Genomic DNA, 15,568 nt, shown 5'->3' with positions numbered 1-15,568 from the left:
TTCAACCCTCCGCCGCCTCGTACAGGCTCTGCAGCCTCGCTTGCGCCATCGCCGGCGCGTCGCCTCCCTGCGCCGCGGCGATCTCCAGCCACTGCCGGGTGCGCTGCAGCAGGAAAGCGCAGTCTTCCCGGCTGGGCGTCTCGCCCAGCGCCCTTTGCCCGATTTCTTCGCGGATCTTCCGCAGCTGCCGCGCCGCCTGCTCGTCCACGGCGGCGGGCAATGGCTCGCCGTACAGGTGGGAGCGGCAGTGCCGGACGAAATGTTCGCGCCGGCGTTCCGGCGCGCTCCTCTCCTCGGCCAGCGCCAGCAGGTCGCCCGGCTCGCACACCGGCAGCATCGGCAAGCCCGCGCGCTGGACCAGATAGCTCAGCACCGACTTCGGCGAGATTTCCAGATAGCGGGTGACGCCGTTCCGCGCCGCGTATTGCAGGCTGCGCAGCCATTGCACCGGCGACGTCAGGTGCTGCAGGATCGAATCCTTCAGGCCCGACGCCGGCAGCTCGGCGGCGCTGACGTTGCAGATCAGCCGGGAAAGCAGCGGCCGCGGCTGGTCGGCTGGCGGCAGAAAGTCCAGCGCCGCCTCCAGTTGCGCCCGCGCCTCCTCCATCAGCGGCGAGTGGAACGGACCGCCTATCCTCAGCGGATAAAACAGGCCGCCCAGCGCCTCGATCCGCGGCGCGAAGCGGCGGATCTCCGCCATTTCGCCGGACACCGAAGCCTGGTCGAACGCGTCGACGGCCGAGACGTAAATCTTCAGCCCGTCCTCGCGCCTGGCCTTTTCCACCTCCCGCTCCACCGTCTCCGCCGGCACATGCAGCACCCAGCACATCTCCCCTTGCTGGAAAGTGCGCGCGCATGACTCGGCCGCCTGCGCGCGCAGGCTCACCACCCGCGTCAGCGTGGCCAGGTCCAGATAGCCCGCCGCGCACAGGGCCGGGTACTGGCCCAGGCTATGCCCCATCACGAAATCGGGCATCCATCCGCAGCGCTGGCGCAGTATCCGGGCGATGGCCACCGTGGTGGCGGTCAGCGCCAGCTGGGCAGTGCGCACCTGCTTCAGCTCGTCGCGGCGGCCGCCGTGGATCACCGCGTCGAGGTCCAGGCCGGCCAGGTCCGACACCTCTTCCAGGCACGCGCGGTATTCGGGATAGGCGCGGAATCCGGCGAACATGTCGGCCTGCTGCGCGCCGACGCCCGGAAACAGGAATACGGTCTTCGCCGAATCGATATCGGTTTTCATGCTGAAACTCCGTGAATGATGAGATCGAGCTCCGCCTGCTCCAGCCGGCACAAGGGGAAGTCAGACGGCAGCAGCGCGGCTTCGGGCCGCAGCTCGCCGTCCTGCGGCGCGGCGCGCCAGGCGGACAGCCGCGCATCCAGCGCGGCCAGCCAGCGGCGCGCGTCTTCCTGGCCGGCGCCGGGCAGCCCCAGCCGCAGCTCGATGAACACCGAGCCGGACTCGCGGCAATCGCGGATCAGCAGGTCGAAATCGGCCACGCTGGCCTCCTCCGGGTGCCGGAAGCCGCCCGACAGTTCCGCAAGCAGCTGGAAGTGGCGCCAGGCGCCGTCGCCGCCCAGGCCGGCACCGATGTCGTTGACGCAGACCGTCGGGCGCTCGCCGCCGCCTGCCAGGCCCAGCTGGCCGCGCCAATCCTGCCCGCGCTCATGCAGCCGGGCTTTCAGTTCGCGCAGGAAGCCATGGGGGCGCGGCTGCGGCTGGCCGAGGCTCAGGCGGTTGAAGCCGGTGAACCAGCCGACGGCGCCCGCCAGCTGGGCCGCCCACCCGGCAGGCGTTTCAGCCTCGGCGAAGCAGCGGCCATGGTTTTCGAACAACGCGACCGGCCGCGCCGGCAGCAGGCCTTGCTCCTGGATGGTTTCCAGCAAGGCCGCGGCGATCAGCGCGCCGCGCTCGGCCTTGAAGCGCCGCTCCATTTCGCGGATGTCGGCGCCGGACGCCGCCAGCGCCGCGCTGACCGGCGCGCAAGCCGGCGCGGCCGGTTCGGCGCGGCGATCAGGCGCGGCCGCGCCATGGTCGCGCAGCCATCGTCCCCACAGGAAAGCGCCTTCCTCAGGCGGCGCATCGCCGGCGGGCGGCGCGTCGGCGGCCAGCGCCAGGTCCAGTTCGTCCAGCAGGTAAATCCACGAGTGCACGTCGCAAAGCAGATGGTGGCAAATCCAGATCAGATGGCTGTCGCCCGAGGCCGGGTCGAGCGCCACCTGATGGACGCTGGGCCGCGTCTCCAGGCTGACGGCTTCCTGCAGCTTCAGCAGCCGGTCTTGCAGGCTTTCGCCGGCAGACAGCGCATGGACGCCAGTCGCCGGGGCGGCCTCGGCGGCGAAACGGCATGCGCCGGCATCCGGCCCCATCCGCAGCGCGAAGATCGCGTGCCGCGACTGCACCGCCGCGACGGCCGCGTCGACGCGCTCCGGCGCGAGGGACGGCTGCAGCCGCAACACGATGCCCTGCTGCAGCCGGTCGCCATGCCGGAAGCCTTGGCCGCGGAACCAGCGCGCGCCAGGCAGATGGCCGATCCAGTCCGCCTGCGCCGCCTCCGCGGCGCCGGCTTCCGCAAACCGCGAAGCGCCGGCGCAGGCGTTTTCCAGCACCGCGCCCAAAGGCTCCGCGGCCAACAGCTCCGCGGCGCCGACGCGCACGCCTTGCTTCGCCAGCAGCGCCGCCAGCCGGATCGCCTTGATCGAGTCGCCGCCCTGCTCCAGGAACGACGCTTCCAGCCTCGCCCGCTGCGGCCAGATCGGCGCCAGAAAGGCCTCGTCCAGCCAATCCGGCAACGCGTAATCGCGCGGCGCAGGCTCGCCAGCGGCGCGCGCGGCTTCGTCGCTTGCCGCCAGCTGGGCCTCGGCGGCGGCGATGAGCGCCGCGGCGTCCACCTTGCCGTTGGCGTTGACCGGCCACGGCGCCACCGCGCAATACAGGCCGGGCAGCCAGGCGTCGGGCAGTTTTTCCCGCAGGCAGGCCAGGAATGCCGGATCGCCGGCCGGCAGCGCTTCGCTGCTGCACAGCGCCACGGTTTCGCGCCCGTTCGCGGACAGCTTCAGCGCCTTGAGCTTGCCGCCGCGCGTCAGGCCGCCGACGCGCGCCAGCGCGCCCTCCACCGCCTGTTCGATCTCCGCCGGGTGGATGCGGTGGCCGCGCACCTTGAACTCATCGTCGATGCGCCCCAGGCAATGCAACACGCCTTGCTCGTCGCTCAGGCCCAAATCGCCGGTGCGATACCAGCGGCCGTCGCCGCCGGACACGAACTTCGCCTCGGTCTGCGCCGGATTGCCGACATAGCCGTCCGCCAGCACCGGTCCGCCTATCCATATTTCCCCCTGGAAGCCCTGCGGCACGGGCTGGCCCCAGGCGTCGCGGATCGACATCCGCGCCATTCCCAAGGCCGCGCCTATCGGCATGATGGCGCCGGCCTCCAGCTCGGCCGCGGCCGCGCGGTCCACCGAATGCACGCAGCAGCCCACCGTCGCCTCGGTCGGGCCATATTCGTTGATCACCCGGCTCCCCGGCGGGAAAACCGCCAGCGCCTGGCTCACCAGCGCCATCGACAGGTTTTCCCCGCCGACGACGAAAGTCAGCGGCCCGCGCCGGGGCGGGCTGTGTTCGGCCAGCAGCGCCAGATGCGACGGCGTGCATTTCACGCCGGTCAATTCTTCGTCGGCCAGCAAGGCCTGCAGCAAGGCCGGCTGCTCGCGGATGTCCGCTTCCCGCGTCTGGATGAAGCCGCCGGACAATACCGGCGCCAGGATGCTGGTCTGGGTGAGGTCGAAGCCGAAAGAGGTGAACAGCGGCGCGCTGAACGGCCGCTCCGCCGCATAGTCGGCGGTAGCCGCCAACGCGTAGCAGGCCAGCGCCTCTGGCGATATCGCCACGCCCTTGGGCTCGCCGGTGGAGCCGGAGGTGTACAGAATGTAGGCGGGATCGCGGCTCGCCGGCGCGTCCGGCAGGGCTTCGGCCGCCGGCCAGCCGTCCGGCTCGCGCGCGGCGAGCAGCAGCGGCAGGCCCAGCGCCCGCGCCAGCGCCTGGTCGGCCTCGGCGTGAACGCACAGGCCGGCGCCGGAATTGCGGGCGATGGTCAGCAGGCGCGCGCTTGGCGTGCTGGGGCAAACCGGCACCACCGTCACGCCCGCCATCAGGCAGGCCAGGTAGGCGAGCGTGGTCTCCGGCGCGCGCCGGCCCAGGATCAGCACCGGACGCCCGGCGTCGCGCCGGCGGCGCAGTTCGGCGCTGAAACGGCGGATCCACCGCAGGCCCTGGCCATAGCTCAGCGCCTCGCCACCGTCGCCCGGCTTGAACAGGCAGCGGTCGGCGTGGCGCGCGAACGCCTCTCGCAAATGAACGCCGATCGGCAGGGCCGGAACGGCATCCGCGCCGTCCGCCGGCTCGCCCAGCAGCTGCGCGGCGGCTTCCAGCGCGTAGTCGGCCACGGTTTGCAGGAAGGCGCGGCACTGCGCCGCGCTCCATTGCTGGCGGAAGTCGGCCTCCAGCTTGAACTGCCCGCCATCGAAGCGATCATGGATGTGGATGGTGGCGAACAGCGCCTCCACCGCCTGCAGGTGGTCGATTTCCACCTGGGCGCCGGACACGCTGGCCTGGAACACGCCGGTCTGGTACGAAACGCCGAAGGCCGGCACGATGCGCTGCCACTGCGGCGTCGCGAATTCGCCCCAGCGGATGCCGGGCGCATAGCGCGAATGCGCCACCGCCTTCAGCAGCCGCTTCTCCAGCGCCCGGTAGCTGTCGGCCACCGCCGGGCCGTCCGACCGGAGCACCGGAACCAGCACCGGCGCCACCGCCATGGCGACGGTACGTTTATCCTCCTGGCTCCAGCGATTGAGCATGGGCGCCTGCAACAGCACGCCGTCGCCATCCTCCACCGCCATCTGCGCATGGGCGACGGCGGCGAAAAACAGGCGGAAAACCGAGCCGCCGCCGTTCTTGAAGCGGCGCAGCCGCGCATTGTCCGCATCGCTCAATGCCAGCCGGACGCGCCGGGACAGCGCCTCCGCTCCGCGGTAGTCGCCGATAGGCGATCGGCGCGAGGCCGGCGGCGCGGTTTCTGCGAACGCGCCGCGCCAGTATTCGCCATCCCGCTCCCGGCGGCGCGAGTCCTCATAGGCCCGCTCGCCGTCGGCGATGACGGAAAACGCGGGGGACGCCAACGGCGCCGGCGCGCGGCCGCCATCTTCCAGCGCATTGGCCAGATGCTCCATCACCAGCGCCAGCGCCGCGCCGTCCGCCGCGGCGTGATGAGCCTTCACGAACCAGCCCGAACGCTCCGGGTCGAAACGCACCGCGAATATCTTGATCGGCGTCTGCGCGAGGTCCTCGTCCAGCAGCAGCTGGCGCCGGGCCCAGCCGGCGAACGCCTGCTCCGGATCGGGATGGCGGCTGAAATCCATGCTCTCCACCGCGCTTTGCGGCCGCGCATGGCGCACGCCGTGCCACGCCGCGCCCTCGCCGTCGGCGACGAAGCCGATGCGAAACGCGTCCTGCGCGTCCCGCACCGCCGCGCCGGCCCGCGCCAGGCTCTCCAGCGACACCTGACCGCTCAGGCGCGCCACGCCGCCCAGGAAAAACGGCCGGCCGGACAGATGGAACGCCTCCATCGTGAAAACCGCCTGCTGCGAACGGGACAATTCAAAAGTGAGCGCATCCATCGATCAAACCACCGTCTCGCTGAAAAAACGTTCGCGCATGGCCGCGGCAATGGCCTTGCGGTCCAGCTTCCCCGAACTGTTCCTGGGCAGCCCGCCGGCTTGCCAATAGCGCGCCGGCAGCATGTAGGCCGGCGTTTGCGCGGCGAGGAAGCGGCGCAAGTCCTGGGGGTCGAGCGCCTCGGCGCCGGCGACGATGGCGGCCACCAGCCATTGCTCGGCGTCCGCGTCCTCCACCACGCAAGCGACCGCCTCGGTAATGGCCGGATGGTTGAGCAGGTGGTGCTCGATCTCGCCCAGCTCGATGCGCAAACCGCGCAGCTTCACCTGCGTATCCTTGCGGCCCTGGCAGAAAAAGCGCTCCCCGCCCTCGCACCAGCCCAGGTCCCCGGTCAGGTAGACGCGCTCGCGCAATTGCGGGTGGAAGACGAAGGCCTTGTCCGTCAGGTCTGGCCGGTTGCGGTAACCGTCGGCCAGGCAGATCCCGCTGATGGCGATCTCGCCGACCTCCAGATTGCCCTTCAGCGCCAGGGTGTCGGGATCGACGATGTGCAGGCGGCAGCCGGTCAGCGCCGCGCCGATGGGAACGACATCCGGCGCCGGCTCCGCGCAATCGTAGAAACTGACGTCGATGGCCGCCTCGGTGGGACCGTACAAATTGGTCAGCAGGCAGCGCGAACCGAACGCCTGCTGGAATTGCTCCACCAGGCTGGCCTGCAGCGACTCCCCGCTCACATACACCTTGCGCAGGGCCGGCAGCGCCGAGCCGTCATATTGCAACTCCCGCAGCACCGGCTTGAGCAAGCTGGGGACAAAATGCACCAGCGTGATCTTTTCGCTTTCCAGCGCGGCGACGATGCCGCGCGGGAAGGACTCCAGCCCCGGCTGCAGCAAGTAAAGGCTGGAGCCGTTCAGGGCCGGCAAAAACAGCTCCCACAAGGACACGTCGAAGGTCAGCGCCGTTCTTTGCAGAATGATGTCCGCCGCCGTCGCCGCGCTGTGCTCTTGGTGCCACTGCAGGCGGTTGATCAGCGCGCCGTGGTTGACCAGCACGCCCTTGGGCGCGCCGGTGCTGCCCGAGGTGAAAATCAGATAGGCGGGGTCCGAGGCCTCCAGCCTGGGCGCGCCATCGGAAGGCCCAGCCTGCGGATCCGGATCGGCCTGGAAAATCCCCTCCAGCGCATCGCCGCGGATCAGCGCCAGGCCGGGCGCGGCCCGCGCGAACGCGTCCGCCTGCGCCTCGCCGCAAAACGCCAGCCGGCATTGGGCGGTCGCAAACATCGAAGCCATCCGGGCGGGCGGCGTCTTGGCGTCAATCGGGAAGTAAACGCCGCCGGCCAGCAACACCGCGTAGGCCGCCGTCAGGAAATCCGGACCGCGCTCCAGACCGATGGCGACGCAGTCGCCCCGCCGCAGGCCGCGCTGGTCCAGCAGATGGCGGGCCAGCCGCTGCGACCTGGCGTATAGCTCGTTCCAGGACAAAGAGCGCCCTGTGCCCCAGCGTATCGCCGGGTCCGGATTGCCTTTCGCCGTGCTTTCGAAAAAATCAGTGATCAGTCGGCTGCTTTTCATGACGCCGGATTCCTCGGATTGCCGCCGCGGCCTCCGCCGGCGCGCCGCGCCCGGCATGGCGAAAACGCCGGGCGATGGCGCGCCGAGCAAGCGCTTGCGACAAGCGGCTTGCCGGCGGAGCGGCTTGACTTGGATGGATGGGTTTCAGTGGGCGCGGCAGCGCGCGGCGCCGCTCACGAAGCGGGCTGAAGCGCGCCGTGGCCGTAGCGGTTGCAGACTTCCTTGCCGATCAGCATTTTCTGCAATTCGTTGCTGCCTTCGACGACCTGCAATATCTTCGCGTCCCGGTACAAACGGCTGACGCCGCTGCTTTCATCGCAGCCGTGGCCGCCATGGATCTGCACCGCCTTCGCCGCCGCGTCTCCCGCCTCTTTCGAGGCGAACAGCTTGGCTTGCAGAATTTGCTCCAGCGCGTCTTCCTCCCTGGCCTCTTTCGCTTGGGTGGCCGACAGGCAAATCAGCTGCGAAGCCAGCAGGCTGCCGGACATTTCCGCCAGATAGGCGCGGATGATGCCTTGGTCCGCCAGCAGCGTGCCGAAGGTGGAGCGGGAGCCGGCCCGGCGGGCCGACGCGGCCAGCGCCGCCTGCTGGATGCCCAGCGCGGCCCAGGCCACGCTGATGCGGCCGTAATCCAGCGCGCCGGTGGAGATGAGGCTTTGGCCGAACCCTGGCTTGCCGACGATATTCGTCTTGGGGATGCGGCAGCCGTCGAAATCCAGCACCGCCAGATACGCGCTCTTGAAGCCAAGCATGTTCTTCTTGGCGGTCACCGTCAGGCCGGGCGTATCCTTGGGCACCAGCACCGCGGTATCCAGCCCCTGGTATTTGCCGAACACCAGAAACAGGTCCGCTATCTGGGCGAAGGTGATCCAGCTTTTCTGCCCGCTGACGATCAGCTCATCGCCGCGCTCATCGAACCGGGTCGACAGATTTCTGGAGTCGCCGCCGGCGGAGACTTCGGTTTGCGCGAACGCGCCTATGATCTCGCCCTTCACCAGCGGCGCCAGAAAGCGCTGCTTCTGCTCTGGCGAGCCCCAGGTTTCCAGGGTTTTCAACACCATGGAATGGACATTCAACAGCCCAGTGAGCGAACCGCTGCCGGCGCCGATCGCCATGTTCAGCAAGCCGAACGTGGTGGCGTCGAAGCCCAGGCCGCCGCTTTCCTTCGCCGCCAACCCGCCCAGCCAGCCGTTTTCCGCCAGCTTTCGCACCACGGCCGCGGGCGTGGCTTCGCGCAAGTCCCAATCATCGGCATAAGGCGCGACTTCAACCGCCGCGAATCGCTCAAACTCTCGCAGCCACGCGTTTTGCGAAGGGGACAGAAAACGCTCAAGCATTTGCCGCCGCCTTTTGTTCCAGGAAATCGCACACTGCCCGGATGCTGGAGAAATTAGCGGTGTCCAGATCGTCGATTTCAACCTTGATCCGGAAATTCTTTTCCAGGAAGGCAATCAACTGAATAACGGCCAAAGAGTTGACCAAACCAGTTTCGAAGATATTGACCGACTCATCCAGATCCTGTTGCCCAGCCAATTTGCACAGGTATTCAGACACCAGACTTTTGCGCGCGGATACGTCCATTGCGATTTACCATTCCCTTTGCGAGTTTACATTCCATGGGGCCATTCCTTGCGGCCCCACAGCTGGCGGGCAGCCGTCCCAGCCATTGCCGATAATGACATTGGCAACGAAGCATATATCATCACAATGACAGTCGCAAGGTATTCAATTGGCATTTTTAACATGGCTGCAATCTCCCATAAAACATTGGGGAATGACGCCAATCCGCCCGCCCAGCAAGAACTTATCCTCTATCCGCCAGTCTCAGCCGGCCATGTAAACACACTGTTATAAACATGTTTTTTTCTCATGCCGCGTAATAGAAAAGCCACCCCCTTCCCGTGCAACGAGGCTTCTGCCGTTTCCCTCCCCCCCACCCAAAGCCGGCGCCATTTGCGTCACCGGAAAACGCCTAATCCCGCGCATGGCTGATTTCCCGCCGCAGTAAAGCCAGCCACCCGCTTGCAAGGCGGCAGGGCCAGCTGCGGACGCGATCATCCATTTGATCGGATCCAGAGCTGGCCCTGCCTGTCATATTCGCCGCGTCTTGTCCCGCCGACGGAATGCCGCCCTTTATCTTGCGCGCATCCCCCGCCCTTGAGTCCGACTCCGGAAAATCAAATAGATAGCGATATCAAGCTTGCGTAAAAGTACGAATTGAACAATGCGCAGCCATTACTTACAACAAACTTATCCATAAAAACAAACCGCATGATCGCGCGCCATTTCCCGGCATTGCCGGCCGCCTATACGCCGCCGGCGCAAAATAAACCGCAGCCATGCCGAAAAGATTGCCCGCGCGGCCATTCTGGAATCGCTCCTCAACGCCCTGCCCGCAGTGACGCCGGATTTTCCGGTCCTGCTCCTCCCCGGTCGCCGGCGGCCGCCCCCTGACGACGGCGCGCTCCGCCTCGCGCCCATCATTTGAAGGGAAGCGCCCATGAACGACCCGATACCCCTGTTTCTGGATATTTCATCCCAGCTGACCGGTTTCAGCGCGACCGAGCTGGAAGCCACCGGCATGGCCAGCCTCTACTGGGACACCGTCCTGCGCCAGAACCCCCCGGCCGATGTCGAAGGCTTCCTGTCCTGTTCGCGCAGAATCCTGCAGGAGGGCGGAGGCGATGAAACCGCCATCCACGAGATGATCGCCGCCCAGCTCTTTCCCGTCAGCCAGTTCGGCGGCCTCGCGCAGAACCTCATCAATCTCTGGTACCTGGGCCAATGGATTCCGGCCAACCAGAACTTTGGCCTGGCCATGCAGCACAACGTCAGCAGCGAGGCCTATGTGCAGAGCCTGGTCTGGCGCGCCGCCCAAACCCATCCGCCCGGCGCCAGGCAGCCCGGCTTCGGCTCCTGGGCGGAAAAGCCGCTCAATCCCAACTGATCCCGTGCGCAAGCACACCCATCAAGCGAGCCCATCATGCGCGACTCCCAATACGACGTTGTGATTGTCGGCACCGGCATCGCCGGCGCGGTGCTGGCCAAAAGCCTCACCCAGGCTGGCAAGCGGGTGCTGATGCTGGAAGCCGGACTGCAAGCCGGTCTGGAGCTGGACGCCGAATCCGCGTTCGCCAACTACCAGTCTTATGTCGACACCTTCCACTACAAGGCCAACCCGGCCACCAACGGCCCCTATCCGGCGCTGCAGGATGCCCCGGCGCCCAATGTGCTGGACATCGCGCTGGGCGACCCGATGGACCAGACCGGCTACCTGGTGCAGATGGGTCCGCTGGCCTTCGGCAGCGACTGCCTGCGCACCCCGGGCGGCACCACGCTGCACTGGCTGGGCAATGTGCCGCGCATGCTGCCCAACGACTTCCGCATGCAGACGCTGTACGGCCGCGGCGTGGATTGGCCGATCAGCTACGACGAGCTCAAGCCCTACTACGAACTGGCCGAGCTGGAGATAGGCGTGTCAGGAGATGCGGCCGCCCAGGTCGGCCCGGACATGGGCCGCGCCAACTACGGCGCCGGCTACGTGTTTCCGATGCAGGCCATCCCGCAGTCGTACCAGGACAAGGTGTGGATCCGCAACGCCCAGGGCGCCAAGGTGCGGGTGGACGGCGCCGACTACGACGTCAGCTTCATCAGCATGCCGCAGGGGCGCAACTCCACCCCCAATCCGGACTATCCCTACTCCGCCATCGCCTGGGAGCCGGCCTCGCAGCGCTTCGCTCCGCAGCGAGTCGGCGCGCAGTATCAAGTCATAGGGTCGACCTGGTCGCCGTATACCGGCGAGCGCTGCGAAGGCAATGCCAGCTGCGTGCCGCTATGCCCGGTCCAGGCCAAGTACAATGCGCTGAAAACCCTGAAGCAGGCTGACCGCAGCCGGCTGACCATCCACACCCAGGCCGTGGCGTCCAAAGTGCGGATCGACCCGCAAAGCCGGCGGGTGACCGGCATCGAATACAAGCGCTACCAGCAGCCGGACGCCGGCGGCTACACCAACCATACCGCCGAGGGCACGCTGTACGTGCTGGCGGCCAACGCGCTGGAAAACGCCAAGCTGCTGCTGATGTCGGGGGCGGCCAACAGCAGCGACCAGGTGGGGCGCAACCTGATGGACCACCAGGTGATGCTGACCTGGGGGCTGTTCAAGCACGAAAAGGTCTATCCCTACCGCGGCCCGGGCTGTACCACCTACATCCCCACTTTCCGCGACGGCGCCTTCCGCAAGGATTTTTCCGCGTGGATCTCCCCGGTGGACAACTGGGGCTGGTCGTGGCCCGTTTTCTCGCCCGGCAGCGATCTAAGCGACGGCATGAACAAGGGCCTGTTCGGCAAGGCGCTGCGCGCCTATCTGGCCGACCGCGTGCCGCGCCAGGCGCTGTTGCATTTCGAGTGCGAACAGCTGCCCAGGCCGGAAAACCGCATCACCATAGACGAGCGCTTCCTGGACCGGCTGGGCAACCCCAGGCCGGTGATCCACTACTCGCTGTCCGACTACGAGCTCAGGGCCTTCGCCGCTGCCAAGGAAGCGTCGGACCAGATCTTCGCCCAGGCGCAGATCAAGGACTACACGCATTACCCCGCCAACGAGGGCGACCAGGACGTGGTGCAGTGGCAGGGCAAGACCTATCAGTTCTGGGGCGCCGGCCACATCGTCGGCACGCACCGGATGGGCAGCGAGGCGGCCAGCTCGGTGGTGAAGCCGACCCAGCAAACCTGGGACCACGACAATCTGTATCTGGTGGGCTGCGGCAATATGCCCACGCTGGGCACCTCCAACCCCACCCTGACCCTGACCGCGCTGGCCTTCATGGCCGCGGAAAACATCCTCAAGCAACTGGACTCGCCATCCCGCCAAGGAGACGCTCATGAGCAATGACTACCTCGTCCAGACCGCCCAGGGCCGCCGCCGCCAACGCCTGGTCCGTCCGCTGCAAAGCCCGCTGCAGGCGCTGCGCTTCACCGCCGAGCCGGCGGAGTTTCAAGTTAGCGGCACCATCAAAACCCTGCCGCAATTGCGCGAGCACCTGCAAACCGCCATCCAGCTGGAACACACCACCATTCCGCCCTACCTGACCACGCTGTACACGCTGGATGAACGCCGCAATCGCTTCGCCTACCAGGCGATACAAGGCGTGGTGATGGAAGAGATGCTGCACATGATCCAGGTTTGCAACATCCTCAACGCCCTTGGCGGCAGCCCGGCCATCAACACGCCGCACTTCATCCCGGAATACCCGGCCCCGCTGCCCCACAGCGACAACGCGTTCAAGGTGCCGCTGCAAAAATTCTCGCCCGACACCATAAGCGTTTTCCTGCAGATAGAAATGCCCGCGCCAAGCGACGCGCCGCCCGAGGCCAACCATTACAACAGCATCGGCCAGTTCTACGATGCCATCCGGCTGGCGATAGAGGAGCTGGACGCCGAAAACTGGCTGAAGCATGGCCGCAGCCTGTTTGACGAGTTTCCGGAAAAAGCCGGCTATCAAATCCTGCCCGAGCACTATTACGGCGGCGGCGGCAAACTGCTGGCAATCCGCTCGCTGGAAGACGCGCGGAACGCCATCGAGGAAATCATCGGCCAGGGCGAAGGCGTGGATGGCACCATCATCGATACCGACAGCATTGAGTTCGGCCAGGATGTCGAATACGCGCACTACTTCCGCTTCAACGAGATCAAGCACGCGCGGCGCTATCTGCCGGACGACAGCGCGCGCCTGCCGCCCACCGGCCCGGCCGTGGAGGTGGACTGGAACGCGGTCATCGACATGGCGCCCAACCCCAGGATGGCCGACTACCCGGAAGATTCGCCGCTGCGGCGGCAGTCCTGGGAATTCAACCGCACTTATTGCCAATTGCTGAACCTGCTGCACATCTCCTGCAACGGCAAGCCCGACCGGCTGGGCGAGGCGATACCGGTGATGTACCAGCTCAAGTACCAGGCCCAGGCCTTGCTCAACCTTCCCAACGGCGCCGGCCAAAGGGCGGGGCCAAGCTTCGAATACGTTCCGCTGTAAGCCCATGCCGGGTTAACAAAGGCGGCGCGGCCCACCGCGCCGCCTTCCCCAGCGCCCTCCCCGCCACAAAACCCGCCCGCCCGCGCCCATCTTGCGCTACCCTACGCGCCGTGAATCCAAACCCGCGGCCAAGAGCCGCGCCTGCGGCAAGAAACCAGACATGCGCATCCAGGAACTGCACCAAGCCCTAGCCGACATCGGCGCCCGCCCCTGCCACATCGGCCGTATCCATCGCGCCTGGCTGCAAGGCCTGCCGCTGGATGCCGGCACCAGCCGGCAAAAGAGCGAAGACTACTTCCCGCTGTCGGTGCGCAACGGCCTGCCGCCCATCGCCGCGCGGCTGGAAGCGCTGGCGCGCGTCCACTCGCGACACCCCGCCGCCGACGGCTCCTTGCGGCTGTTGGTGGCGCTGGCCGATGGCCAGATGGTGGAAAGCGTGCTGCTGCCACGGGACGGCTTGTGCGTATCCAGCCAAGTGGGTTGCGCGGTGGGCTGCACCTTCTGCATGACCGGCAAGACCGGCCTGCTGCGCCAGCTGGGCAGCGCCGAAATCGCCGCGCAGGTGGCGCTGGCGCGCCGCATCCGCCCGGTGAAGAAAGTGGTGTTCATGGGCATGGGCGAGCCGGCGCACAACCTGGACAATGTGCTGGAGGCGATAGACTGGCTGGGCACCGATGGCGGCATCGGCCACAAGAACCTGGTGTTTTCCACGGTGGGCGACCCGCGCGTGTTCGAACGGCTGCCCCAGCAGCGCGTCAGGCCGGCGCTGGCGTTGTCGCTGCACACCACCCGCGCCGACCTGCGCCAGCAGCTATTGCCGCGCGCGCCGCGGATAGACCCGGCCGAGCTGGTGGCGCAGGGCGAAACCTACGCCCGCCTCACCGGCTACCCCATCCAGTACCAGTGGACGCTGCTGGCCGGCATCAACGACAGCCAGCAAGAGATGGACGCCATCGCGGGCCTGCTCAAGGGAAAATTCGGCGTGCTCAACCTGATTCCCTACAACAGCCTGGAGGCCGACAGCTTTCAGCGCCCCGCCGCCGAACGCATAGAAGAAATGAAGCGCTATCTGCACAGCCAGGGCGTGCTGACCAAGGTACGCGACTCCGCCGGCCAGGACATTGACGGCGGCTGCGGCCAGCTTCGCGCGCGGGCGGCGCACGTGATAGACGCCAGCCGGCTATCGCGGCGGGAGCAGGCCGGCATAGCCCGCGCGTAAGCCGTCCATCCCGCGGCAGGCCAGGCGCGGCAAAAAACCGCATCGCATCCAAAATGCATTAACATCCAAAGTTGCCGAACCATATGCAATGGAGATGCCACCATGCCTGCCCGCAACGCCCCGCCCGTAGTCGACCTGCTTGCCATGCAGCCGGGCGACATCATTCTTTCGCGCAGCGTCTCGTCCGACCGCAAATTGATTTTCGCGCAACGCGTGCTGCACCCGACCCGCGACCTGCTGCGCGCCCGCAGGGAGTTTTGCACCCATGCCAGCGTATACCTGGGCCACGGCCTGCTGGTGGAAGCGGTGCGCGATGGCATCGCCCTGCGCGCCCTTAGCCTGAAAGCAGACGACTTCTTCCACGATGCGCCCGCCGCGCTCTCGCCTGACGCCGCGCCGCCAAAACTACGCGTCAACTATCGCCCGCAGGCCGACGGCTATGAATATTTCCGGGTAGTCCGACTGAAACAGGACGCCGCCGCCCTGGGCCGAGGCATCGCCCAAACCGCGCTGGACTTATGGGGCGGGGATTACGCCAGCGTGAAGGAATTCCTGAAGTTTCTGCCCTTGCATCCGGCCACGGGGAAGATCAGCGGCGGCGCAAAGGAACAAGGCGAGATGTTCTGTTCGCAACTGGTTTGCCATGCCTACCATGCCAACGGCGCGCGGCTCCACGCCGGCAATCTGGCCAAAAGCCCGATGTCGCTGCGGCCCGACCACTGCCGCCAGCTTGGCTGGCCGCATACCACGCCGGTGGCGACGCAATATCCGCTGCCGGAGCTGGCGCAAACCGAAGTCGGCTTCTACTTGATAAGCCGGGCCGCGCTGATCAATGCCTTGCCGATGCGCAAGACCCTGTTTTCCATCCACGCGCTGCTCACTCCCGGCGGCCAGCCGCTGACAAGCGAACGGCACACCCATGCCAGTGAAATCGCCGGTCAGATCGACGCGCTGGACCAGCACTGGGCTGCGTTGCACCTGCCCCTGGAACAGAAACTGCAGCGCCTGACCGGCATGCTGGCCACGGCCGGCGCATAGCTGGCCGGCCCGTCCGCAAGAAAGGCCGCCCGCGGCGGCC

The 15,568-nt window shown here is 67.0% G+C and carries 10 protein-coding genes; 5 read left to right on the top strand and 5 right to left on the bottom strand.

Annotated elements, in window-relative coordinates:
- Position 1: 1 nt before the first annotated feature.
- From U6115_RS10690 to U6115_RS10670, 5 genes are all read right to left on the bottom strand, one after another.
- Positions 2-1,240 (bottom strand): ACP S-malonyltransferase, encoded by a 1,239-nt coding sequence (locus U6115_RS10690; protein WP_043579139.1) that lies wholly within the window; start codon positions 1,238-1,240, stop codon positions 2-4.
- On the bottom strand, positions 1,237-5,673 hold the full coding sequence (locus U6115_RS10685) for an AMP-binding protein (protein WP_043579138.1): 4,437 nt from the start codon (positions 5,671-5,673) through the stop codon (positions 1,237-1,239). The genes U6115_RS10690 and U6115_RS10685 overlap by 4 nt, the downstream gene beginning before the upstream one ends.
- 3 nt (positions 5,674-5,676) lie before the next feature.
- Entirely contained in the window at positions 5,677-7,242 is a 1,566-nt protein-coding gene (locus U6115_RS10680) for an amino acid adenylation domain-containing protein (RefSeq protein ID WP_043579137.1), read from the bottom strand.
- A gap of 173 nt (positions 7,243-7,415) precedes the next feature.
- Positions 7,416-8,579, bottom strand: coding sequence for an acyl-CoA dehydrogenase family protein (locus U6115_RS10675; protein ID WP_043579136.1), 1,164 nt, complete (start codon positions 8,577-8,579; stop codon positions 7,416-7,418).
- Positions 8,572-8,823 (bottom strand): acyl carrier protein, encoded by a 252-nt coding sequence (locus U6115_RS10670; protein WP_047237357.1) that lies wholly within the window; start codon positions 8,821-8,823, stop codon positions 8,572-8,574. Before U6115_RS10670 ends, U6115_RS10675 begins: the two co-directional genes overlap by 8 nt.
- A gap of 919 nt (positions 8,824-9,742) precedes the next feature.
- Between U6115_RS10670 and U6115_RS10665 the strand changes: the two genes are divergently transcribed.
- From U6115_RS10665 to U6115_RS10645, 5 genes are all read left to right on the top strand, one after another.
- The gene (locus U6115_RS10665) at positions 9,743-10,189 is read left to right on the top strand and encodes a hypothetical protein (protein ID WP_043579135.1); all 447 of its coding nucleotides are present in this window, start codon (positions 9,743-9,745) and stop codon (positions 10,187-10,189) included.
- A 36-nt stretch (positions 10,190-10,225) separates the two neighbouring features.
- Complete coding sequence (locus U6115_RS10660; protein ID WP_047237359.1) at positions 10,226-12,133, top strand: GMC family oxidoreductase; 1,908 nt, start codon at positions 10,226-10,228, stop codon at positions 12,131-12,133.
- On the top strand, positions 12,123-13,271 hold the full coding sequence (locus tag U6115_RS10655) for a ferritin-like domain-containing protein (RefSeq protein ID WP_052258271.1): 1,149 nt from the start codon (positions 12,123-12,125) through the stop codon (positions 13,269-13,271). The genes U6115_RS10660 and U6115_RS10655 overlap by 11 nt, the downstream gene beginning before the upstream one ends.
- A gap of 160 nt (positions 13,272-13,431) precedes the next feature.
- The gene (locus U6115_RS10650) at positions 13,432-14,490 is read left to right on the top strand and encodes an RNA methyltransferase (protein WP_043579132.1); all 1,059 of its coding nucleotides are present in this window, start codon (positions 13,432-13,434) and stop codon (positions 14,488-14,490) included.
- 102 nt (positions 14,491-14,592) lie between these two features.
- Positions 14,593-15,528 carry a hypothetical protein gene (locus U6115_RS10645; RefSeq protein WP_043579131.1) on the top strand — a complete coding sequence of 312 codons (936 nt, stop codon included), beginning with the start codon at positions 14,593-14,595 and terminating at the stop codon, positions 15,526-15,528.
- Positions 15,529-15,568 lie beyond the last annotated feature (40 nt).

It is taken from the genome of Chromobacterium subtsugae (genome assembly GCF_035919665.1).
Lineage (GTDB): Bacteria > Pseudomonadota > Gammaproteobacteria > Burkholderiales > Chromobacteriaceae > Chromobacterium > Chromobacterium subtsugae.
Note: the sequence above shows the minus strand (reverse complement) of the source record. Positions and strands in the feature narration are given on the sequence as shown.

Bases quoted from the DNA above. Each gene is read 5' to 3' on its own strand.
- U6115_RS10690 (WP_043579139.1), bottom strand. From the start codon at position 1,240: ATGAAAACCGATATCGATTCGGCGAAGACCGTATTCCTGTTTCCGGGC.
- U6115_RS10665 (WP_043579135.1), top strand. From the start codon at position 9,743: ATGAACGACCCGATACCCCTGTTTCTGGATATTTCATCCCAGCTGACC.
- U6115_RS10680 (WP_043579137.1), bottom strand. From the start codon at position 7,242: ATGAAAAGCAGCCGACTGATCACTGATTTTTTCGAAAGCACGGCGAAA.
- U6115_RS10670 (WP_047237357.1), bottom strand. From the start codon at position 8,823: ATGGACGTATCCGCGCGCAAAAGTCTGGTGTCTGAATACCTGTGCAAA.
- U6115_RS10655 (WP_052258271.1), top strand. From the start codon at position 12,123: ATGAGCAATGACTACCTCGTCCAGACCGCCCAGGGCCGCCGCCGCCAA.
- U6115_RS10650 (WP_043579132.1), top strand. From the start codon at position 13,432: ATGCGCATCCAGGAACTGCACCAAGCCCTAGCCGACATCGGCGCCCGC.
- U6115_RS10645 (WP_043579131.1), top strand. From the start codon at position 14,593: ATGCCTGCCCGCAACGCCCCGCCCGTAGTCGACCTGCTTGCCATGCAG.
- U6115_RS10675 (WP_043579136.1), bottom strand. From the start codon at position 8,579: ATGCTTGAGCGTTTTCTGTCCCCTTCGCAAAACGCGTGGCTGCGAGAG.
- U6115_RS10685 (WP_043579138.1), bottom strand. From the start codon at position 5,673: ATGGATGCGCTCACTTTTGAATTGTCCCGTTCGCAGCAGGCGGTTTTC.
- U6115_RS10660 (WP_047237359.1), top strand. From the start codon at position 10,226: ATGCGCGACTCCCAATACGACGTTGTGATTGTCGGCACCGGCATCGCC.